Origin of the sequence: Methyloversatilis thermotolerans (assembly GCF_000372885.1) — a bacterium.
Lineage (GTDB): Bacteria > Pseudomonadota > Gammaproteobacteria > Burkholderiales > Rhodocyclaceae > Methyloversatilis > Methyloversatilis thermotolerans.
In genome coordinates this window covers 815946-836679 of sequence record NZ_KB889967.1, presented here as the reverse complement: position 1 = coordinate 836679, position 20734 = coordinate 815946, and the positions used below count along the sequence as shown (strand labels likewise).

Annotated in this window: 16 protein-coding genes; 4 read left to right on the top strand and 12 right to left on the bottom strand. The window is 66.2% G+C overall.

The genetic code is table 11. The annotated features are described in order from the left end of the window. Nucleotides 1–25: 25 nt before the first annotated feature. Nucleotides 26–259, bottom strand: a complete 234-nt coding sequence (locus A3Q7_RS0103385) for a hypothetical protein (RefSeq protein ID WP_018410443.1) — start codon at nucleotides 257–259, stop codon at nucleotides 26–28. A gap of 858 nt (nucleotides 260–1117) precedes the next feature. Between A3Q7_RS0103385 and A3Q7_RS0103380 the strand changes: the two genes are divergently transcribed. After that, a complete protein-coding gene (locus tag A3Q7_RS0103380; RefSeq protein WP_026224439.1) occupies nucleotides 1118–1759 on the top strand; it encodes a response regulator transcription factor in 642 nt (213 codons plus the stop codon). Further along, on the top strand, nucleotides 1759–3540 hold the full coding sequence (locus A3Q7_RS0103375) for an ATP-binding protein (RefSeq protein WP_018410441.1): 1782 nt from the start codon (nucleotides 1759–1761) through the stop codon (nucleotides 3538–3540). The genes A3Q7_RS0103380 and A3Q7_RS0103375 overlap by 1 nt, the downstream gene beginning before the upstream one ends. Before the next feature lie 472 nt (nucleotides 3541–4012). Here the strand turns inward: A3Q7_RS0103375 and A3Q7_RS0103370 are convergent, their stop codons facing one another. The 9 genes from A3Q7_RS0103370 to gspG all read right to left on the bottom strand — a co-directional run bounded on the left by A3Q7_RS0103370 (nucleotide 4013) and on the right by gspG (nucleotide 13004). Beyond that, nucleotides 4013–4507, bottom strand: coding sequence for an REP-associated tyrosine transposase (locus A3Q7_RS0103370; protein ID WP_232417801.1), 495 nt, complete (start codon nucleotides 4505–4507; stop codon nucleotides 4013–4015). Nucleotides 4508–5147: 640 nt separating this feature from the next. Further along, entirely contained in the window at nucleotides 5148–7469 is a 2322-nt protein-coding gene (locus A3Q7_RS0103365) for a secretin N-terminal domain-containing protein (protein WP_018410439.1), read from the bottom strand. Beyond that, on the bottom strand, nucleotides 7466–7978 hold the full coding sequence (locus A3Q7_RS0103360; protein WP_018410438.1) for a hypothetical protein: 513 nt from the start codon (nucleotides 7976–7978) through the stop codon (nucleotides 7466–7468). The genes A3Q7_RS0103365 and A3Q7_RS0103360 overlap by 4 nt, the downstream gene beginning before the upstream one ends. Further along, on the bottom strand, nucleotides 7975–8532 hold the full coding sequence (locus A3Q7_RS0103355; protein WP_018410437.1) for a hypothetical protein: 558 nt from the start codon (nucleotides 8530–8532) through the stop codon (nucleotides 7975–7977). Before A3Q7_RS0103355 ends, A3Q7_RS0103360 begins: the two co-directional genes overlap by 4 nt. Next, nucleotides 8532–9071: a hypothetical protein gene (locus A3Q7_RS0103350; protein WP_018410436.1), complete on the bottom strand. Its 540-nt coding sequence runs from the start codon at nucleotides 9069–9071 to the stop codon at nucleotides 8532–8534. Before A3Q7_RS0103350 ends, A3Q7_RS0103355 begins: the two co-directional genes overlap by 1 nt. Next, on the bottom strand, nucleotides 9068–9763 hold the full coding sequence (locus A3Q7_RS0103345) for a hypothetical protein (RefSeq protein ID WP_232417799.1): 696 nt from the start codon (nucleotides 9761–9763) through the stop codon (nucleotides 9068–9070). Before A3Q7_RS0103345 ends, A3Q7_RS0103350 begins: the two co-directional genes overlap by 4 nt. After that, nucleotides 9744–11414, bottom strand: coding sequence for a GspE/PulE family protein (locus tag A3Q7_RS0103340; RefSeq protein WP_018410434.1), 1671 nt, complete (start codon nucleotides 11412–11414; stop codon nucleotides 9744–9746). Before A3Q7_RS0103340 ends, A3Q7_RS0103345 begins: the two co-directional genes overlap by 20 nt. Further along, the gene (locus A3Q7_RS0103335; RefSeq protein WP_018410433.1) at nucleotides 11411–12589 is read right to left on the bottom strand and encodes a type II secretion system F family protein; all 1179 of its coding nucleotides are present in this window, start codon (nucleotides 12587–12589) and stop codon (nucleotides 11411–11413) included. The genes A3Q7_RS0103340 and A3Q7_RS0103335 overlap by 4 nt, the downstream gene beginning before the upstream one ends. A 1-nt stretch (nucleotide 12590) precedes the next feature. Beyond that, nucleotides 12591–13004, bottom strand: a complete 414-nt coding sequence (gene gspG / locus A3Q7_RS0103330; protein ID WP_018410432.1) for a type II secretion system major pseudopilin GspG — start codon at nucleotides 13002–13004, stop codon at nucleotides 12591–12593. 161 nt (nucleotides 13005–13165) lie between these two features. Between gspG and A3Q7_RS0103325 the strand changes: the two genes are divergently transcribed. After that, nucleotides 13166–13756 carry a lytic transglycosylase domain-containing protein gene (locus tag A3Q7_RS0103325; RefSeq protein ID WP_018410431.1) on the top strand — a complete coding sequence of 197 codons (591 nt, stop codon included), beginning with the start codon at nucleotides 13166–13168 and terminating at the stop codon, nucleotides 13754–13756. Between the two features lie 1013 nt (nucleotides 13757–14769). On the opposite strand, the gene A3Q7_RS0103320 is transcribed toward A3Q7_RS0103325, so the two are convergent. Both A3Q7_RS0103320 and A3Q7_RS0103315 read right to left on the bottom strand, forming a co-directional pair. Further along, nucleotides 14770–15714, bottom strand: a complete 945-nt coding sequence (locus A3Q7_RS0103320) for an IS110 family RNA-guided transposase (protein WP_018410430.1) — start codon at nucleotides 15712–15714, stop codon at nucleotides 14770–14772. A gap of 470 nt (nucleotides 15715–16184) precedes the next feature. Then, nucleotides 16185–17186 (bottom strand): PEP-CTERM sorting domain-containing protein, encoded by a 1002-nt coding sequence (locus A3Q7_RS0103315; protein ID WP_018410429.1) that lies wholly within the window; start codon nucleotides 17184–17186, stop codon nucleotides 16185–16187. A 364-nt stretch (nucleotides 17187–17550) separates the two neighbouring features. On the opposite strand from A3Q7_RS0103315, the gene A3Q7_RS0103310 reads away from it, so the two are divergent. Beyond that, on the top strand, nucleotides 17551–20475 hold the full coding sequence (locus A3Q7_RS0103310; RefSeq protein WP_018410428.1) for a TonB-dependent receptor: 2925 nt from the start codon (nucleotides 17551–17553) through the stop codon (nucleotides 20473–20475). The last annotated feature ends 259 nt before the right edge of the window (nucleotides 20476–20734 follow it).

The window sequence follows — 20734 nt, the reverse complement described above, 5'->3', positions numbered from 1 at the left end:
CATGCCGGCACGGCGATCCGCGCGCTCATGCGTCGCCGGTCGGGCCCGGCGGCGCGGCCGACGGATGTTCCACCAGCCACTGCGCAAGCAGCGCCTGCCCGCGCTCCAGTTCCGCTTCGGCGATCTGCAGAACCACCGCCCCGTGGCGACGCGCATCGCCGCGCGCCCGCACCAGCTTCACATGCAGACCTTCGAGCGCGAGCACATCGCGCAACATGCGCGCATCCAGACTGTTGGCGATGATGGTGAGCGTTTTCATCGGCGCTCAATATAGGCCGAGTGCACCACCTTGGGTATGACAAGGCACCGAATTGAAAGGTCGCGACGCGGCGTGTACGGGCCACAGGCTTCGTTCGAAGCAGCATCGCGGGCAAGCCCGCTCCCACCAAACCCCGGCTCCGTTCGCGGCTTGAGCGAGCTGTTGCAGGAGCGACCCCCAAGGTCGCGATGCGGCGTGGGCGTGCCGCGGGCTTCGTTCCAGGCTGCATCGCGGGCAAGCCCGCTCCCACCAGATCCCCGCTCCGTTCGCGGTTTGAGCGAGCTGTTGTAGGAGCGACGCCAGGTCGCGACCCGGCGCATGCCGGCCGCGGGCTTCGTTCGATGGCGGGGTCGCGAGCGGGGCTCGCTCCTACGACAACCCGGCTCCGTTCGTGGTTTGGGCACGTTCTTGTAGGAGCAACCCCCAAGGTCGCGATGCGGCGTGGGCGTGCCGCGGGCTTCGTTCCAGGCTGCATCGCGGGCAAGCCCGCTCCCACCAAACCCCGGCTGCGTTGGCGGTTTGAGCGAGCTGTTTTGGGCCTGACAACCGGCTGCGTTGGCGGTCTGAGCGAGCTTTTGTGGGAGCGGCCTCTGGCCGCGATGGGATTGATGCGGGCCGCCGGCTTCGTCCGGGAGTGTGGTCGCGAGCGGTGCGCGCTCCTACGAAAGGCCGCGCTCCATTCGTGATCAGGGCGCGCTTCGGTCACGACACGGGATTCATCTGCATGATTCACAAGGTGATCTATTTCATTGACGCTCCGTTGGCGGGTGCCGACACTCCTTCATCCGGCCCCCGGATTCACCGTTTTCGATGAACAATCGTGATATTTCACCGCACGCGGATTGCCTCAAGGACGCCATGACCCGAACCCTTCTGGTGGTCGACGACCACCACCTGACCCGGGCGGGATTGCGTGTGCTGGCCCAGTCCGCGGACCTGACCGATGTGGAATGGCTGGAAGCCGCCAGCCTCGATGAAGCGCTGACGCAATACGCCGGCTGCATGCCTCCGCCGGATCTGGTACTGCTCGACCTCAGGCTTCCGGACAGCCTGGGCCTGCAGGGCCTGCGGCGTTTCCTGGCCGAATTTCCGCAGGCGCGCATCGCAGTGTTCTCGGGCAGCGAAGACACTTTCGTGATGCGACAGGCGCTCACACTGGGCGCGATCGGTTTCATTCCGAAGACCGCGGATGCCGACAGCGCGCGCGCCGCCATCGTCGGCCTGCTCGACGCCCGCCGGAGCGCCGCGGACAGGCCCGCCACGACCGCCGATGGTCACGGCGCGAACGGGACGCATGGCGCAACGCCCCGCGGTCCGTCCACCGACGGCCTCACCGCCACCCAGCTCAAGGTCCTGGAACTGCTGCTGGCGGGCCTGAGCAACACGCAGATCGCCAATGAACTCGGGCTGGCGGTCAGTACGATCAAGAATGCCGTGTCCTCGGTCATGCTGAAGTTCGACGTACGTTCCCGCTCCCACCTGATCAGCCTGTTCCGCTGATGACCGGCGCCGTCCCGGCCCCGCCGCTTCCGGATGACATCGACGCGCGCATCCTGCGCGAACAGGTCGATTCCATGATGCGCACGAGCTGGAGCGGTGCCATCGCCGCCTTCGTTGTCGGGCTGGGCTTCTGGTCCATATCCTGGGCACAGACCGGCGACCGCGGTGCGCTGCTGTGGGCCGCACTGCTGCACAGTTGCCAGCTCTGGCGCTATCTCGGCTGCCGGCGCTACCTGCGCACGCCAGCCGCTGCGCGCGACGCGCATGCGGCCGGCAACTGGTACGCGCGAGCCCTGCTGCTCAACGCGTCGATCTGGGGCCTCGCGCCCTGGCTGTTCTTCCCCGAGGACAGTCCGCTGGTCACCGCACTCATGATGCTGGTGCTGCTCGGCATGACCACGGGATCCATCGCCTCGCTCGCGCCGCACCGGCGCGCGCTGCTGAGCTTTCCGATTCCGGTCATGCTCGGGCTGTCCAGCGCCATGCTGTGGCAGGGCGGCGCGCTGGAACTGTTCATGGGCGTGTCGGCGCTGGTCTATCTCTATGTCAATCTGGACTTCGGGCTGCAGCAGCACCGTCTGTTGACCGAGGCCCTGCGCAGCCGCTACGAAAAGGAGGCGCTCGCCCGTCAGCTCGAGGAACAGATCGAAATCGCCCGCCGCGCCAGCGCCGAGCGCATCCGCTTCTTCGCGTCGGCCAGTCACGACCTGCGCCAGCCGCTGCATTCACTCGGACTGTTCGGCACCGCTCTCGAACGGCGGCTGGCCGGCCATCCGGCGCACGCGCTGGCGGGCAATCTCATGCAGTGCGTGAACGCGCTCGAACTGTCCTTCAATGAAATGCTGGAAGTGTCCCGGCTCGACGCGGGCGTCATCGTGGCACGCCGCGAGCCGGTGTCGGTGGCGGCGCTCTGCCGCGCCCTGGACGCCAGTTTCGGACCGCAGGCGGAAGCACGCGGACTGATGTTGCGCTTCCGTCCGGGGGCGCACTGGATCTCCGCCGACCCGGCACTGATGGAAAGGCTGCTCGGCAATCTGGTGCACAACGCGCTCAAATTCACCGCGAATGGCGGCGTGCTGCTCGCCGCACGCAAGCGTGGCGAACAGGTGCTGATCGAAGTGTGGGACACCGGCAGCGGCATTCCGGCTGCCGAACTGCCACGCATCTTCGACGAGTTCTACCAGGTGGGCAATCCGGAACGCGACCGCGCGCGCGGTCTCGGCATGGGTCTCGCCATCGTGCGCCGCCTCGCCGATCTGATGGGACTGCAGGTCGATGTGCGCTCGCGACCGGGCCGCGGCACGCTGTTCCGGCTGCAGGCCCTTGCCTGCGCGCCCGCGGCCGCACAGCCGCGGGTGGAGGCCAGGCCGGCCGGCCACGACACCGGTCATCCCGGACTGTGCGTCATGGTGATCGACGACGAGCCACAGGTGCGCGCCTCCACAGCCGCCGTGCTGGAACAGGCCGGCATGCTCGCGGTCACTGCCGACGGCGCGCAGCAAGCGCACGCGGTTCTGCAGACCCAGGCCGACCGCGCACAGCCGGTGGACATCCTGGTGTGCGACTTCCGCCTGCGCGGCGAAGAAGACGGCCTCGCCCTGATTGCCTCGCTGCGCGCCGCCGCCGGCCGGCCGTTGCCGGCGCTGCTCATCACCGGCGATACCGCTCCAGATCGCGTCCAGCGCGCCCGCGCCAGCGGCCTGCCGGTGCTCTACAAACCGGTCCCCGCCGAGGCCCTGCTCGGCGCACTGAATGCCGTGTTCTCGGAAGGCGACCGCTGACCTCGGGCAAGCCTGCTCGCCCTCACCCCCGGCCCCTCTCCCACTGATGCGGGCCACGGGCTTCGTTCGAAGCAGCATCGCGGGGCAAGCCCGCTCCCACCAAATCCCGGCTCGTTCGCGGTCTGGGCGAGCTTTGGTGGGCCTGACAACCGGCTGCGTGGCGGTCTGGGCGAGCTGTTGTGGGAGCGGCCTCTGGCCGCGATGCGGCTGATGCGGGCCACAGGCTTCGTTCGAAGCAGCATCGCGGGGCGAGCCCGCTCCCACCAAACCCCGGCTCCGATCGTGGTCTGGGCGAGCTTTGATGGGCCTGACAACCGGCTGCGTTGGCGGTTTGAGCGAGCTCTTGTGGGAGCGGCCTCTGGCCGCGATGCGGCTGATGCGGGCCACAGGCTTCGTTCGAAGCTGCATCGCGGGCGAGCCCGCTCCCACCAAACCCCGGCTCGTTCGGCGTCTGGACAGGCTGCACATCAAGCTACGTGAGGTGCAGGTCCTGTTCCACGCCCAGCCAGACGGCATGCCAGTGCGGATAGTCCTGAACCCTCAGGACCAATCTCGCACGCAACGGGTTGGTAATCAGATAGCGCGCCCACGCGCGGAGTTCGCGGTCCGTACCGCGCAGGGCTCGATCGTGGAAACCGGCTTGCCACACCCGACGCCCGAGGCTGCGTGCCACTCTCGACTTCACCTCTCGAACAACGGCGGAGAGATTCTCGACGTAACCGAGTCGAAACATCCAGTGCAGGAGATCAGGCATCACAACAAAGGCGAGCGTGCCGGAATGGCAACACCGATCAGACTCCATCAACGTCCTGATCAGCAGACGTGCACACCGAAAATCCGAGAATATCCTTTCGCGTCGTGCGGTCACCGTCGTGACCAGGTAAACCTGACCCGGGATGGATACCCGTCCCTTGCGAAGGCGATATGAGGAAGGCCTGTCCATGCATTCAGAATAGACGAATTGCACGGGGAATCAGGCCAAGCAGTCGGCTGTTCCGGTCGTGGCCGGCACATATCCTTGGTGGGAGCGCCTCTGGCCGCGATGCGGCGTGGGCCGGCCGCGGGCTTCGTTCCAGGCGGTATCGCGGGGCAAGCCCGCTCCCACAAAACCCTCAGCTCCGTTCATGGTGCGGGCGAGTTCTCGTGGGAGCGGCCTCTGGCCGCGATGCGGCGTGGACAGGCCGCGGGCTTCGTTTGAAGCCGTATCGCGGGCAAGCCCGCTCCCACCAAACATCGGCTCCGTTCGTATTTGTCGCGAGCTTTCGTGGGAGCGGCCTCTGGCCGCGATGCAGGGTCGGCCGGGCGCCGGCTTCGTTCCAGGCTGCATCGCGGGGCGAGCCCGCTCCCACCAAATCCCGGCTCGTTCGCGGTCTGGGCGAGCTTTGGTGGGCCTGACAACCGGCTCCGTTCGCGCTTTGAGCGAGCTCTTGTGGGAGCGGCCTCTGGCCGCGATGCGGCTGATGCGAGCCGCGGGCTTCGTTCGAAGCTGCATCGCGGGGCGAGCCCGCTCCCACAAGACCCGCCTGTTTGCGGTCCGCGCGTGCCACAGCTTCAGACCCGGCGCTGGTGGCGGTCGGGGGCTTTGCAGGCGCCCCGACCGGGCGACCTCACTTGATCTGGATTTCCGCCGGCGGCGGCGGGCCGACCTGCACCGGTACGCCGTCCTCGGCCAGCACGGTGACGCTGCCCACCTGCACGCTGGTGACGCCGGGCTGGGCGCTGGCGTTCACCTTGAAGGCGATGTCCGCGCTCATGGGCTGGCCGGGGACGCCCGCCATCTGCACCACGGCACGGCCCGGTGCAGTGGCGGAACCGGCGGTCAGGATGTTCGGGTCATAGACGATTTCCACGGTGGCCGTACGTGCGGTGGCGGCGGTGAGCGTGACCGACACGCTGGCGTCGCCACCGGCCGATGTTTCGCCCGACGACTGCAGGCGCAGTTCGGCCGGACCCGGCTCGTCGGTCTCCGGTTCGGGTGCCGGTTCGGGCGACGGAATCGGGGCGGCGACGGCACCGCGCGGCGGGCCGCCGGCCGGCGCACCGCCGCCGGAACTGGACAGTTTCATCCCGGGCTGTTTGCCGCCCGACTGGATGACCAGCGGGGAGGCGCCGACCGCCGATTCGGTACCGGCGGCGAGCGCGGGCGATATATGGGTCGGGCGGTTCAGGCCACGCACGATGCGCGGCGTGATGAGCAGCACGATTTCGGTCTTGTTCGTGCTGTTGCGCTCGCTGGCGAACAGCTTGCCGATCAGCGGCAGCTCGCCCAGGCCGGGCAGGCGCGAGGCGCTGCGTCTTTCCTCGTCATTGATCAGCCCTGCCAGTATCTGCGTTTCGCCATCGCGCAGACGCAGCGCCGTCGCGGCGGAACGGGTGCCCACCTGGTAGGCGAGCGAACTTTGCGGACCGGTCACTTCCTTGACGATGCTGGATACTTCCAGCGTCATCTTGATGTCCACGTCATCTTCGAGATGGATGAGCGGTTCGACGTCGAGCTTGAGGCCCACATCGAGATAGGTGACCGAAGCCGACACGCCGACGTTGGCGGTCGAGGTGGTGGTGAACACCGGCAGCTTTTCGCCGATATGCACCTTGGCCTTCTCCTTGTTCTTCACGCGGATGCGCGGATTGGCCAGCAGATTGGCCGCACCGTCCTGCGCCTTCAGGTTGAGCAGCAGGCCAGGGTTGCTGACGTAGGGCACGACCAGTCCCCTGGTGTCCTTCAGATTGATGTTGCCGGAGGCCAGCGTACCGCCCAGCGTGGTGGTGCTGGTCGTGCTTGTGGTGGTGACCGTACTCGTGGAGGTGGTGGGCGTGAGGATGCCGTAACCCACCTGGTCCGGCCAATCCACTCCCAGTTCCTTCAGCTTGTTGCTGCTGACTTCCAGTACCTCGACTTCCAGCATCACCTCGGGTTCGGCGACATCCACCGACTCGACGAGCTGTTCGGCCAGGCGCACCGCGTCCGCGGTGTCCTTCATCACGATCAGGTTCAACCGTTCGTCGATGTAGATGTCCTTGGTTTTCACCACGGTCTTGATGAGGTTCTGCACCTGCTTGGCTTCGGCGTTCACGAGGAAGAAGGTGCGCGTCACCAGTTCCTTGTACTCGCGCACCTTGGCCGCGGTATTCGGATAGATGAGCACGGTGTTCTCGGACAGCACGCTGCGCTCGAGCTGGTTGGTGATGAGCACCAGCCGCAGCACCTCGGATACGGTGGTGTTGCGCACGAACAGCGTCACCTTGATATCTGGCCTTACGTCCTTGTCGAACACGAAGTTGATGCCGGTCGAGCGCGAGATTGCCTCGAACACGTTGCGGATCGATGTGTCGCGGAATTCCAGCGTGACCGTCTTCTGGAACATGTCGCCCAGCTTGCCGGACGCGGTGGTCTGACGCGGCCGCCCCTCCTCGATCTGGCGCAACAGTTCGCGCGCGCCGGCATGGCTGTTGTCCTGCGAAAGCACGGACCGCACGCGGGTTTCCGCGCCAGACACATCCTTGCGCGCGAGCAGCGCGCGCGCCTCGGCCACCACGGCGTCATGCTTGATACCGCGATCGATGTCGATGCGCATGGTCTGCGCGCGCGTGTTGCGCGGATCGATGGCCAGCACCCGGTCGAGCAGCGCCTTGGCCTGGTCGTTCTTGCCCGCCGAACGCTGCGTATCGGCCTGCGACAGCAGGCGCGCGACCGCCACCTCGCGCTGACGCATGACGGTGGCGCGGATTTCCGGGTTGCCGGGCGACTCCCTGGCCGCCTGCTCGAACAGGGCCAGCGCGCGGTCCTGGTCGCCGGCCATCAGTGCATCCTTGCCGTTCTCGAAGGCGGAATTGGTGGCGCAGCCGCCCAGGGCCAGCAGGGCGATGACGGCGCACAGGCCGGCAAGCCGGGACGATGTTTTTCGCGGTGCGATCCGGTGTGGAATCATTTGGCGCTTCCGGTGGACAGTGTCTGCTGCTGCTTGAGCGGCTCGAACATGAAGGTGATGGCCGATGGCGTGATCGCCTCGACCCGGTACTGGTTGCCGATCAGATCGCCCTTGCGGGCGACGAGTATGCGGTCGCCCTGGGCAAGGAACACCACGGTGTCCTGTCCTTCGATCATGCGGCCCTGATAACGGAAAGGCAGCGGCGGAGCGACCGGCGGCGGCGGCGGCGGCGGCTTGTCGCTGCCCGGCGGCGGCGGGGGCAGCAGGCTCTGCACCGCGAACAGATCGCGCGCCACCTCGGCTGCGGCGCGCTCGGGCAAACGGGCGATCACGGCATCGGGAACGGCCGCCGGCGCGCTGCCGGCGAGCCTTGCGTTGCGCGCGGCGCGGCTGCCTTCGCCGCTCACCGCAGACGGGTCCTCGGCGTCGCCGGCATCCCCGCCCTCCCCGGATACGTACCACACGCCGACCAGCGTCACTGCGAGCGCCGCGATCAAACCCTTGTTCACGGCGCGTCCTTCAGCACGATGGCGATGCGCACGGTGGCATCCACCGTGTCACGCCCGATATCGGCGCGCCTGAGCAGCACATCCTCGACCATGACGGCGGGCGACACGCGCTGCGCATCGGCCAGCCAGGCGCGCAGCGCGGTGTATTTGCCCTGGATCGGAAAAATGTAATCCTGGCGCGCGTAACCGGCGCCCAGCATCTGGGATTCGCGGCTTTCGACGCGGGCCAGCGACAGTCCACCGGCGCGTGCCGCACGCGCCAGACTGGCGAGCAGGCTGGGCAAGCGGGCGCGCTGAGCCAGCGCGGCATCGAAGCGATCGAGCTGTTCGCGCGGCGACTCCACGGTGACGCCGGCCGCCACGCGCTGCGCCAGCTCATCGCGCGCCGCCTGCAGGCTGCGCTGTTCGGCCATCAGCGGCGACACCGCACCGAAATACACGGCGAGCGCGAACACCGCCAGCGCCACGCCGAGCGCCCCCGCCCAACCGGCACGGGCGATCGCGTAGGCGAGCTGACCCTTCAGCGCATCGACGCCGACATTCATGGACGCCATCACGAGCGCCTCCAGTTCAGGCGCAGCGAAAAGGTCACCACCTGGATGCCGTCGCGCTGCTTGAATTCAAATACCTCGATGCGCGGTGCATTCAGCGTGTCGGCGTCGGCAAACGACTCGGCGTACTCGAACAGCGCATCCAGGTCCTTCACTTCGCCGGTCACGCGCAGCAGCCCGCGCGCGGCATCCGGCTCCACGGTGAGCAGCGCGACATCCTTGCCGCGCGCTTCCAGGTCGGCGAACAGCGGTTGCCAGTCGCGTGCGAGTTGCTGCGACAGCGGCCGCGCCACCTGCAGGCGCGCGCGCAGCGCCGGATCTTCCTGTTCGCGCCGCGCCAGCACGCGCGCCTGTTCGGCCTGGCGCGCGGCGCGGCGATTGGCGTCGCGCAGGCTGTCCACCTCGTCCTGCAGCGCCAGGTAGGCGTCCACGGTCCACGCGGCCGCGGCGCAGCCCAGTGCCAGGCCCAGCCAGCCCAGCCAGCCGGGTGCGCGGCGGCGGGCGACGAAATCCAGTTCCGGTATCGCGGGACGGCGGCTCATTGCACGACTCCCGCCACGCATTGCCAGCCACGCGGCAGGCTGACCGCCGGCGCCCCCTGCAGGAAGAGGCGGCCACCGGCCAGTTCGCCATCGAACAGATTGAGCCGGCGCTCGAGCAACGCGCCCAACCCGGCGGGATCGGTCAGCGCCTCGCCGCGCATGTGCAGCCACTGGCCGCCGGACCACAAGCCCATGCACAGCCAGCCGTGCTGCCACTGCGCGAAACCGCCCAGCGGCGCGTCGCCGCGCAGTGCCGCGTAGCCACGCAACCAGGCCGGCTGCACGCTGGCAAGCTTGAGTCCGCGTGCGGCGGCCCACGCCTGCAGCCGCTGCATCAGCACCACGTCGAGCGCACTGGCCAGCACGCGCGCGGCCGGCCGTTCGTCCCAGGCCGACACCCAGGCCTGGGCACTGCTGCCGAACACCTCGGCCATGCGTGCGCGCACCAGCGCGGCCCGCTCGTCGCGGCCGGTCACGCCGGAGGGCATGTCCACAACCTGCCAGCGCACCCAGGCGTTGGCCACGGTCACCTCCAGGCGCGCGCGCTTCGGCGTTGCGGCTTCGGGCAGCGCATCGAGCGCCGCCGCCAGCGTATCCAGCGACAGCACTTCGGCGCGCGCCGGTCCGCCCTTCAGCGTGACGCCATGGGGCCCCAGCTCCAGTGCCAGGGACTCAGCCAACAAAAGTGACACGGTTCAATTCCGCAAGACTTGTTTCGCCAGTGGCCACCAGAGCCAGCCCGGCTTCGCGCAGGGTGCGCGTGCCGCGCGCGCGCGCGGCTTCCTTCAGTTGTCGCATCGGCGCGCGGGTAACGATGAGTTCGCGCAGTTCGTCGTCCAGCACCAGCAGTTCGGCGATGGCGCGCCGCCCCTTGTAGCCGGTGCCGCGGCAGTGGCCGCAGCCGGCGCCGGCGCGGAACAGATAACCGGCGGTGTCCACCAGGCCGGACTGCGCGAGCTGCTCCGCGTCCGGCGTGTGCGGCGCTGCGCAGTGCGTGCAGTTCAGACGCACCAGACGCTGCGCGACGATGCCATTGAGCGCCGACACCAGGTTGTAGGGATCGACGCCCATGTGCAGGAAACGGCCGATCACGTCGAACACATTGTTGGCGTGCACCGTGGTCAGCACCAGGTGACCGGTCAGCGCCGCCTGCACCGCGATTTCGGCGGTTTCACCGTCGCGGATCTCGCCCACCATGATCTTGTCCGGATCGTGCCGCAGCACCGAACGCAGGCCGCGCGCGAAGGTAAGGCCCTTTTTCTCGTTCACCGGAATCTGCAGCACGCCCGGCAACTGGTATTCGACCGGATCCTCGATCGTGATGATCTTGTCCAGACCGTGGTTGATCTCGCCTATCGTGGCGTACAGCGTGGTGGTCTTGCCGGAACCGGTCGGGCCGGTCACCAGCAGCATGCCGTAGGGCTCGGCCGCCAGCTTGCGCAGCGCGGCGCGCGATATTTCGTCGAAACCCAGGCTTTCCAGCGTGAGCGCCTTCAGTTCCTCGGTCAGGTGTTCCTTGTCCAGCACCCGCAGCACCGAATCCTCGCCATGCACGCTGGGCATGACCGATACCCGCAGATCGATGTCGCGGCCGGCATAAGCCACCTTGAAACGACCATCCTGCGGCACGCGCCGCTCCGCGATATCCAGCTCCGCCAGCACCTTGATGCGCGAAATGACCTGCTCGGCGGTGTCGGCACCGGCGATCTGGCCCACGCGCACCATGACGCCGTCGATGCGGTACTTCACCTGCATGCCGGCGGGGACCGACTCAAGGTGGATGTCGGATGCGCCCTGCTTGAGCGCGTCATACAGCGTCGAATTGACCACCCGCACCACCGGGCTTGCGTCATCGGCGATGCGCGCGAGCGACAGTACCTCGGCCGAACTGGAGCCCACCTGGTCGGTGTCCTCCAGCAGACCGGTGGATGCGCGCTGGCTCTCTTCGAAACGGGCCAGCGCGGCGGTGATGTCGTCGCGCGTGGCCAGCCGCAGTTCGAAGCTTTCCGGCAGCGTGGCGGCCAGCCAGTCCTGCAGCGCGGCATCGAAAGGATCGGCGACCACGGCCAGACGCTGGCCGGCGGCGTCGATCGCCACCAGCACGGAACGCGACAGCGCCTCGGAAAACCGTATCCGGTCCAGCGACAGATCCAGCGCATTCAGTTCGGCGCTGCTCATCGGCGTCAGCCCGACATGGGCGGCCACCTCGGGCAACAGATGTTCGGCGCTGGCGCCGCTCAGGTCGAGCAGCGCCTGCATGACCGAGCCGCGCCCGGCGCGCGCCCGCGCACGCGCGACGAGGTCGGCCGACAGCCGGGCGGAATCGTGAGGCAAGGCACTCATTGCAGGCTTTCCGCAAGCTGGAAGATGGGCAGATACATGAGCACGACCACGCCGCCGATGGCCAGCCCGATCACCAGCATGAGCAGCGGGCCGAACAGCCGGGTCGCGCTGTCGAGCCAGCGCGTCAGTTCTTCGTCATGGAAGGCGGCGATGCGCTCCATCATGTCGCCCAGATTGCCGGCGCGCTCGCCCACGCGCAGCATGCGCGACGCGACCGCAGTACTCAGCCCGACATCGGTGAAGGCATCGGATGCGGCGCGCCCTTCGCGTATCGACAGCAGCGCGCGCGACAGGCTCTGCTGCATCGGCAGCGGCAGCAGTTCGCGCACCAGTTCGAGCGACTGCACCACCGGTATGCCGCCGCGCAGCAGCATGCCCACGGTGCGGAAGAAACGCGCCAGGCGGAACACGCGCATGCGGCTGCCGACGCCCGGCATGCGCTCGAACTGCGCCATGAGCTGCTGGCGGAAAGCCGCCTGGCTGCTCACCCAGACCACGCCCGCGATGAAGGCCACCAGGCCGACGCCGAGCAGCATGGAATGCGCCTTCACGAACTTGCCCCAGGCGAGCAGCCATTGCGACGCCAGCGGCAGGTCGGTGGAAATGTCTTCATATACCTTGGAGAACTCGGGTACCACGAATACCAGCAGGAACAGCACGACCAGCGAACCGACACCGAGCAGGATGACCGGATAGGTGGCCGCCGACACGAGCTTGCCGCGCAGGGTGTCGAGCTGTTCGCTGTAGGCGACGAAGCGCTCCAGCGCCTGGTCCAGATCGCTGGTACGTTCGGATGCGCGGATCATGGCCACCAGCAGGTCGGGAAACACCTCGGTCTGCGAAGACATGGCCATGGACAAGGTCTTGCCCTGGCGCAGCGCGTCGATCAGCGAGGACAGCACGGTGCGCGACAGCGTGCGTCCTTCCTTCTCGGCCATCACCTCCAGCCCCTCGACCAGCGACAGGCCGGAGCGCAGCAGCGCCAGCAGTTCCTGGCAGAACAGCAGCACCGGAAAACGCTGGCGGGTCAGCGTCAGCGTGCGGGCACGGCTGGCCGACAGTACGGTGAGACCGTCGGCCTGAACCTGGGCGCGCGCGGAAGCTTCGTCTGACGCCTCGACCTGTATCTGCGTGATGCGGTTGCTCAGGTCAAGGGCGCGGATGCGGAACTGCATGTCACCAGTTCGTGATGTCGGCGGCTTCTTCGGTGCCGCCGGGCTGGCCGTCCTTGCCCAGCGAACTCAGGTCGTACTCGCCATGCTCGCCCGGCGACTTGTATATGTAAGGACGCTCCCAGGGGTCGAGCGGCACCGCCTTCTTCAGGTAGGGGCCGGACCACTTGGTGGTGCTGGACGGACGCTCGACCAGGGCCTTCAGGCCTTCCTCGGTCGACGGATAGCGGCCATTGTCCAGCCGGTACTGGTCAAGCGCCTTGTCCAGCGCATCGATCTGCGCGCGCGCCGCCTTGACCTCGGACTTGCCGATCTGGCTGAAGTAACGCGGGCCCACATAGCCGGCGAGCAGGCCTATGATGACCATGACCACCAGCAGTTCGAGCAGGGTGAAACCGCGTGCGGAATTCCGTTTCATATCCGTAATGTGACGTGTAATGATTGCCGAGTCTAATCGCCCGGTTTCCAACGCAGCAAGCGATACGCAACACGGCCAGCGGCTTTGTTTCAATATCGCTGAAAGATTTTCGCAGCATCCTTGCAACAGCCTCTACTTTAGCCCCCGCGTGTTTCTTCCAGATGACTCGACCGCTCGCCGCCCTGCTCTGCCTGTTTGCGCACTGCGCCTGGGCTGATGTCTATGTGAAGGAGGACGCCGACGGTACCGTCGTGCTCACCGATGCGCCCGCCGATACCGGCTTCGAACTGCTGCTGCGCAGCCCGCGCGAAGGACATTCGTCACCCGCGCCCGCCGCCAGCGTGTCCGGTGCCACCCACCCCGCAGCCCGGCTCCACGCGACACGCATCGAACGTGCCGCCCTCGCCAGCGGCGTCGATGCCGGCCTGCTGCATGCCGTCATCCGCGCCGAATCGGCCTACAACCCGAATGCGCTGTCGCCCAAGGGCGCGGCCGGGCTGATGCAGCTCATGCCGGCCACCGCGCGCCGCTATGGCGTGACCGATCGCTTCGACCCCGACCAGAACGTGCTGGGCGGCGCCCTCTACCTGCGCGACCTGCTGGCCCGCTTCAACGGCGAACTCGAGCTGGCCCTCGCCGCCTACAACGCCGGCGAAGGCGCCGTGCAGAAGTACGGCAACCAGATCCCGCCCTACGACGAAACCCGGCGCTACGTGCCGCGCGTGCTGCACAACTACCGCTCGCTGCAGTAGGCGCGCCCTGACCGCGAACGGAGCCGGATTGTCGTAGGAGCGAGCCCCGCTCGCGACAACACCTTCGAACAAAGCCTGCGGCCGGCACACGCCGCATCGCGGCCAGAGGCCGCTCCCACAAAAGCTCGCGACAGACACGAACGGAGCCTGATTTTCGTGGGAGCGGGCTTGCCCGCGATTCAGCTTCGAACACAGCCCGCGGCCGGCATGCGCCGCATCGCGGCCAGAGGCCGCTCCCACAAAAGCTCGCGACAAACACGAACGGAGCCTGGTTTTCGTGGGAGCGGGCTTGCCCGCGATGCAGTTTCGAACGAAGCCCGCGGCCGGCATGTGCCGCATCGCGGCCAGAGGCCGCTCCCACAAGAACTCGCGACAAACACGAACGGAGCCTGGTTTTCGTGGGAGCGGGCTTGCCCGCGATGCACCCTCGAACAAAGCCCGCGGCCGGCATGCGCCGCATCGCGGCCAGAGGCCACTCCCACAAAAGCTCGCGACAGACACGAACGGAGCCTGGTTTTCGTGGGAGCGGGCTTGCCCGCGATGCAGCCCCGAACGAAGCCTGCGGCCGGCACACGCCGCATCGCGGCCAGAGGCCGCTCCCACAAAAGCTCGTGACAAACACGAACGGAGCCGGGGTTTGGTGGGAGCGGGCTTGCCCGCGATCAGCTCTCGAACGAAGCCGGCGGCCGGCATGCGCTGTATCGCGGCCAGAGGCCGCTCCCACAAAAACTCGCGACAAACACGAACGGAGCCGGGGTTTGGTGGGAGCGGGCTTGCCCGCGATCAGCTCTCGAACGAAGCCGGCGGCCGGCATGCGCCGTATCGCGGCCAGAGGCCGCTCCCACAAAAGCTCGCGACAAACACGAGCGGAGCCAGGGTTTGGTGGGAGCGGGCTTGCCCGCGATGCAGCTTCGAACGAAGCCCGCGGCCGGCACACGCCGCATCGCGGCCAGAGGCCGCTCCCACAAAAGCTCGCGACAGACACGAACGGAGCCTGATTTTCGTGGGAGATTCTATGTTCGGCCGCAAGCGTTTTCGTGTTGTTTCGGGACATAGTCGGCCGCGTTCTTCATCACAGAGAAGGCAACGCGAGCGAGTTTTCTTGCCAGCGCAACCAGCGCCTGGGTGCGGCTGAATCCGCGCTGGAGCATGCGCTGGTAGAACGGCTGCCAGGTCGTGGATCTGCTGGCCGCCATGGCGGCGTTGTAGAGCAGGCGGCGCATCTCCGAGTCCCCCTTCTTGCTCAGCGCACGGCGTCCGGTCTTCTTGCCCGAGTCGCGCACGGTGACGTCCATGCCAAGGAAGGCGATGAAGGCGTCCGCACCGCTGAAGGGAGCGCGATGGAACACCGCGCACAGGCCGGCGGCGGTGAGCGCGCCGACGCCTTCGATCTTCAGGATGCGCCGGTACGGTTCAGTCCATCCGCTCTCGTTGATCAGCGAGGCGATGCGCTGTTCGAACCGTTTGATCAAGGCGGTGAGCCGCGCGAGAGCCACACGCACTTCGCGACCAAAGCCGGGCAGATCTTCCATGCTCTGACGGATGCGACCCAGGCTGCGTACCACGGTTGCGCGACGACGCAGCAGGCTGCGCAGTTCGGTGACCGCGGGCGCCGGGAGCGAGAACGGGCGCAGATCCGTGCCCTCGTGCGCGAGGTAGCGGGCGATCAGGCGTGCGTCGTGCCGATCCGTCTTGGCGCGCTGGCCCACGGTGTCGCGGTACCTGGACAGCTTGAAGCCGTCGATCAGAAACACCTGATGTCCGGCCTTGATGAGCAACTTGACGAGCGTGCAGTGATAGCTGCCGGTCGATTCGCAGCCGATGCGCTGGGCACCTCTGGGTAGCGTGCGCAACCAGCCGCGGATGGCCGCAGCGGTGTTGTCGACGCGCGTTACCTGCGCGCTGGGGTGCTCGGCGATGTCCAGCCAGTGCTTGGAGACGTCGATGCCAAAGCACACTGCCTCGTTCTGACTTGTCACGATGGGATCCTCCCGACTAAGGTTCAAAAGGCTTGTCGGGATTCACCACAGCACTGGCTTGCAGGGTATGGACGGTACCGCGGTCACGGTCCGATGGATTCCTGATCGGTGCTTGGGTGAGGGCGGGACATCTCTCCCACTGTCTGTACGTGCTTGCCGTCAGATCCGGACTGGGTCCCTCCGCCCGACAAGCTATTCCTACGCTTGCCACGGCAGAACATACAAGCGGGCTTGCCCGCGATTCAGCTTCGAACACAGCCCGCGGCCGGCATGCGCCGCATCGCGGCCAGAGGCCGCTCCCACAAGAACTCGCGACAAACACGAACGGAGCCAGGTTTTCGTGGGAGCGGGCTTGCCCGCGATGCAGTTTCGAACGAAGCCGGCCCTGAGCACACGAAAAAAAGCCCGCATCGGATGCGGGCTTCAAGGCTCTGATCAAAGAGAGCGGGTCAGACCTTGCGACGGCGGGCGACGGCGGCGATGACGCCGAGGCCGGCGAGGAACAGGGCGTATTCGGAGGGCTCGGGCACCGCGGTGACCTGCCAGCCCATGTCCTTCAGGATGGCTTCGTCCAGCGCGGTAATCTGGCGACGCTCGCCCGCATTCAGCGTGAGCGTCATCAGGGCGCCCTGGGCTGCGCCATTCACCGTGCTCACGACGGTGTCGTCGAGACGGCGATCATCGAAAACCTCGGACACATTACCTTCTTCATCCACCAGCTCGTAAACGGCCAGATACACGCTGTCGCCATTCACGGCGCTGGCTTCGGGCCCGGTGAACACCATGGCATCGCCATCGACATAGCGCTGGTAGCTGCCCACGCTGTTGCCATTCGACCCGTAGCCCAGCATGCCGATCAGACCGCGCAGCGCGGCCGTGTAGAAATCGACGCCTACGATATCGTCTGCGGTGCTCAGGTCGGTATCGACGTAGTAGTCAATAGTCGAGTTGAAGGCCAGCGCACCGCCCCATGGCGAAAAATCGGTGGTGGTCGTATAGCCCTCCTGACCCCGCGAGCGCAGCGACTCGCGATAGGCAACATAGTCGGGATCGCTGCTCGGCATGCCGGCCGGCCGGGTTGCATTGCGGGCATCCCCTGCCAGCGCACGCTCGGTCTGGTCAAACAGATCACGCGCACCGACATAGACATAGATCTGGTTGGCGCCGACCGAGGTCGGGCCCGGCATCGAACCACCGGTTTCCGGCGCCGACGTGAAAATGCTGGGAGAGAACTGGTCGGTCGGGGCAATGGCACCCAGACTGTCGGCGATGCGGGCTTCGATCTGCGCCGCCGCGGCTTCGAGAATGGCCTTCTTCTCGTCCGTCATGAACCCCTGGGTGTCGGTACCGTAATCGAATACGAACTCGATGGCCTGGGCACTGCCCACCATGCCCATCGATGCCAGCGCCGCGGCGATGAGTACGCGGGCATTCTTGTGTGCGGACTGCATGTCTTTCCTCCTGATATTTGATCTGACCGGCGGGGAGCCGCCGCCAGGGACACCTCTGCAGGAAGCGTGCCTGCTTGACCCGTCCCACGCATGACGTGGAAAGCTCCCCGCAAATCCGCCAAGCAGTTCCTCACACCCCGCAGGGTTTGAACCAGAGTGGTCGATTTCAGCCACCACTCCACACCCACATGCACGTCGACTGACACCAATATCCTGATACAGGACAGATTCCCTTCCTGGCCTCTCGTTTGCTTTGCCCGCCTCTGCGCCTGTCGCTTGCAAGCGCACGCAGCACAGGTGACACACCCCATGCCGGACATGACAACAACGCGTGCCAAAGAGCTGCGACGAGGAGGAAGGGTCTTTGCAGGTCATCACACGCATCGCGGCCGCCTGTATCGGCGTGCTCTGCATGTTCGCCGCGGCGCGCGCGCAGGACACCGGCGCCGGCGCGGAAAACCAGGCGGGGCCACCTCGCCCGGTCGCGGCGGAAAAGGACGGTACCGAGGTCATCCTCGACACCGTCATCGTGCGTGACAAGAAGCCCCAGGACATCGGCCCCATGCCCGGACTGGGGCTGACCCGCGAGGAAATGCCCTCCAATGTGCAGAGCATTACCGCGAAGGAAATGCGCGAGAGCAACGCCCTGTCCATCACCGACCTCATGAACTCGCAGATGCAGTCGGTGACGGTGAACGACTACCAGGGCAATCCCTTCCAGGTCGACGTGCAGTTCCGCGGCTTCACCGCCGGCCCGCAGGTCGGCACCCCGCAGGGCCTGTCCGTCTTCCTCGATGGCATACGCATGAACGAGCCCTTCGGCGACATCATGAACTGGGACATGATTCCGATGAATGCGCTGTCCCGCTTCGATGTCTTTCCCGGTTCCAACCCGCTGTTCGGCCTCAATACCCTGGGCGGCGCACTGTCCATGCGCACCAAGAGCGGCTTCACCGACCCCGGCGTCGACGCCAAATATATGGGCGGTTCCTGGGGACGCAACCAGGTGCAACTATCCGGCGGCGGCAGCGTCGGTCCGGTGGCCGGCTTCGTCGCGCTGCACGGCTTCGCCGAGGACGGCTGGCGCGACAACTCGCCCAGCAAGCTGCGCCAGCTCTTCGTCAAGAACGAGATCGCCCTCGGCAAGCTCATGCTCGGCTTCTCCGCGCTGAAGGTCGACAGCGATCTGGTGGGCAACGGCCTCGTTCCGCTCGAGGACTACGAACGCCGGCCCGAGTCCGTCTTCAGCTCACCCGACGAAACGCGCAATGAACTGAACCAGTACCAGTGGTCCGCCATGTTCGAAGTGAATGACAGCTTCAACATCACGGCCATGAGCTATCGCCGCAACAGCCTGCGCACAGGATTCAATGGCGACATCCTCGAGGACGGATTCGAGGACCTCGATCTCGACTTCCCGGTCACCAAGATCTATGACCCTTACTGCGCCTATGCGGATGTCGATGAAGATTACTTCCCGGACGACAATATTCCGCTCAATGGCTCGTGCAATCCGCCGAACGCGCCCAGCAACAGCAATTGGGGTCAGGCCCGCAATGGCGCGTACAACACATCGAATCCAGGCGGCATCATCGACGGTACACCGATTGCCGTGGCAACCCGCACGCGCACCCAGCAAGAGGGCAGCGGCACATCGCTGCAGTTCAACTGGAATCTGGAGCGCCACAAATTCATGGTCGGCGCGTCGCAGGACGTGTCCAACACGCACTATCGCGCCACCCAGCGGCTGGGTCTGCTGGACGCGGATCGCAACTTCTACTACGCGACATACGGGGTGGGCCCCGGGCAGATAGACCCGATCTTCTACCTCGCGGAGAACGAAATCGAATCGAACAACTTCCGTGGCGAATCCAAGACGCGCAGTTTCTATTTCAGCGAAACCTGGACGCCCCGCGACGACCTGCACCTGTCGCTGTCGGCGCGCTACAACGTCGCCAAGGTGAACAACTGGATGCTGGGCCGCACCTCGACCGGCAATCCGAATGATTTCAAGAACCAGGGGTACGGCGACCCGAACCAGGGCGTCGGCGGCCCCTCCTACATCCTGTGCTGGGGCAGCTATCCGGATGAATGCCACTACGTACCGCAACTGATCGAATACGACCCGTCCAATGTGAGCCGGGCGGTCACCGTCGAACGCCACACCTATCGATCATTCAATCCCTCCGCCGGCGTGAGCTGGCTGCCTCGCGAAGACCTCAACCTGTTCGCCAATTACAGCCGCGGCGCGCGCGCGCCATCGACGATAGAACTGGGGTGCGCGATCGACAAAGGTTTCACGCCAGGCCCAACCGGACCGATACCGAATGCGCGCATCGGAGCCGTCTGTCATCTGCCCAATACGCTGTCCGGCGACCCCTATCTGCCGCAGATACGTTCGCACTCCTACGAAATCGGCGCACGGGGCACGCTTGACAATGGCTTCGAGTGGAACGTGACCGCCTATCGAACCGATCTGACCAACGACATCTATCTGGTCGGCGTTTCGGCTTCGCGCAGCTATTTCGACACCATAGACCGCACTCGCCGCCAGGGCCTGGAAATGGGGCTGAAGGGCCAGGTCGACAAATGGGACTTCAAGGCCAGCTATGCCTACACCGAAGCCACTTTCGAATCGACCTTCTACATGCACAGTCCGCACAACAGCAGCGCCGACTTCAACCAGAACTCGGTGCCCAACGCCGCCTTTCCATCGCCCGGTGCCTCGCTGAACAACGGATACGGTACCTATCAGATGATACGCATCGATCCGGGCGACACCCTGCCCGGCGTATCCCGCCATAACGCGAACCTTACCGTCGGCTACCAGTTCAACGACAAACTGAACTTCAAGCTGGGCATGGTGGCGCATTCGCCGTCATTCCTGCGCGGCAACGAAAACAACGACCACCAGACCGGGGGAACGGACAAGGAGACCGGAGAGTACTCCTGCGGTGCTCCGCCCGGATGTCCCATACAGCAGTCAGCAACGGCCGAAGGACGGTTGTTCCGGTATGGCGGCAAGCTTCCGGGCTATGCCGTGTTCAATCTGAGCGCCAGCTACAAGATCGACCAGCGATGGACCGCGCTATTGCAGATCAACAATCTGCTGGACAAGGACTACTTCACCGCCGGTCGCCTCGGCATCACGCCTTTCGCACCCAGCGTACGCGGTGCGATCGGTGAAAGCGGCTGGAACTACAACTCCGCCGACTGGCTGAACACCACCATGGTCGCGCCCGGCGCGCCACGAGCGATCTGGGTGGGCATGAGCTTCCGCCTCGACTGATCCATGCGGGTGGCCCGGTTGTCGCGAGCGCGGTGGTCGCGAACAACCAGGCTGCACGATCACAACCACCTAACCCGCGCATCGGTCCGCCGCGCGCATTTTCGCCCTCTGGCGGAAAGCCTTCTGCCCGCGCATTCCGGGGATTGCATCCCCGAACGGAACGCTTCTTGCAGACATGCCCTTATGCGTTACTGATGATGACGCCCGCCCCGACACGACAAGAACACCACGGAGGAAATCACATGTCCATGCACCGGCC

Coding starts and splice junctions, on each gene's coding strand:
- A3Q7_RS0103385 (WP_018410443.1), bottom strand. CDS start 259: ATGAAAACGCTCACCATCATCGCCAACAGTCTGGATGCGCGCATGTTG.
- A3Q7_RS0103380 (WP_026224439.1), top strand. CDS start 1,118: ATGACCCGAACCCTTCTGGTGGTCGACGACCACCACCTGACCCGGGCG.
- A3Q7_RS0103375 (WP_018410441.1), top strand. CDS start 1,759: ATGACCGGCGCCGTCCCGGCCCCGCCGCTTCCGGATGACATCGACGCG.
- A3Q7_RS0103365 (WP_018410439.1), bottom strand. CDS start 7,469: ATGATTCCACACCGGATCGCACCGCGAAAAACATCGTCCCGGCTTGCC.
- A3Q7_RS0103355 (WP_018410437.1), bottom strand. CDS start 8,532: ATGGCGTCCATGAATGTCGGCGTCGATGCGCTGAAGGGTCAGCTCGCC.
- A3Q7_RS0103350 (WP_018410436.1), bottom strand. CDS start 9,071: ATGAGCCGCCGTCCCGCGATACCGGAACTGGATTTCGTCGCCCGCCGC.
- A3Q7_RS0103340 (WP_018410434.1), bottom strand. CDS start 11,414: ATGAGTGCCTTGCCTCACGATTCCGCCCGGCTGTCGGCCGACCTCGTC.
- A3Q7_RS0103335 (WP_018410433.1), bottom strand. CDS start 12,589: ATGCAGTTCCGCATCCGCGCCCTTGACCTGAGCAACCGCATCACGCAG.
- gspG (WP_018410432.1), bottom strand. CDS start 13,004: ATGAAACGGAATTCCGCACGCGGTTTCACCCTGCTCGAACTGCTGGTG.
- A3Q7_RS0103325 (WP_018410431.1), top strand. CDS start 13,166: ATGACTCGACCGCTCGCCGCCCTGCTCTGCCTGTTTGCGCACTGCGCC.
- A3Q7_RS0103315 (WP_018410429.1), bottom strand. CDS start 17,186: ATGCAGTCCGCACACAAGAATGCCCGCGTACTCATCGCCGCGGCGCTG.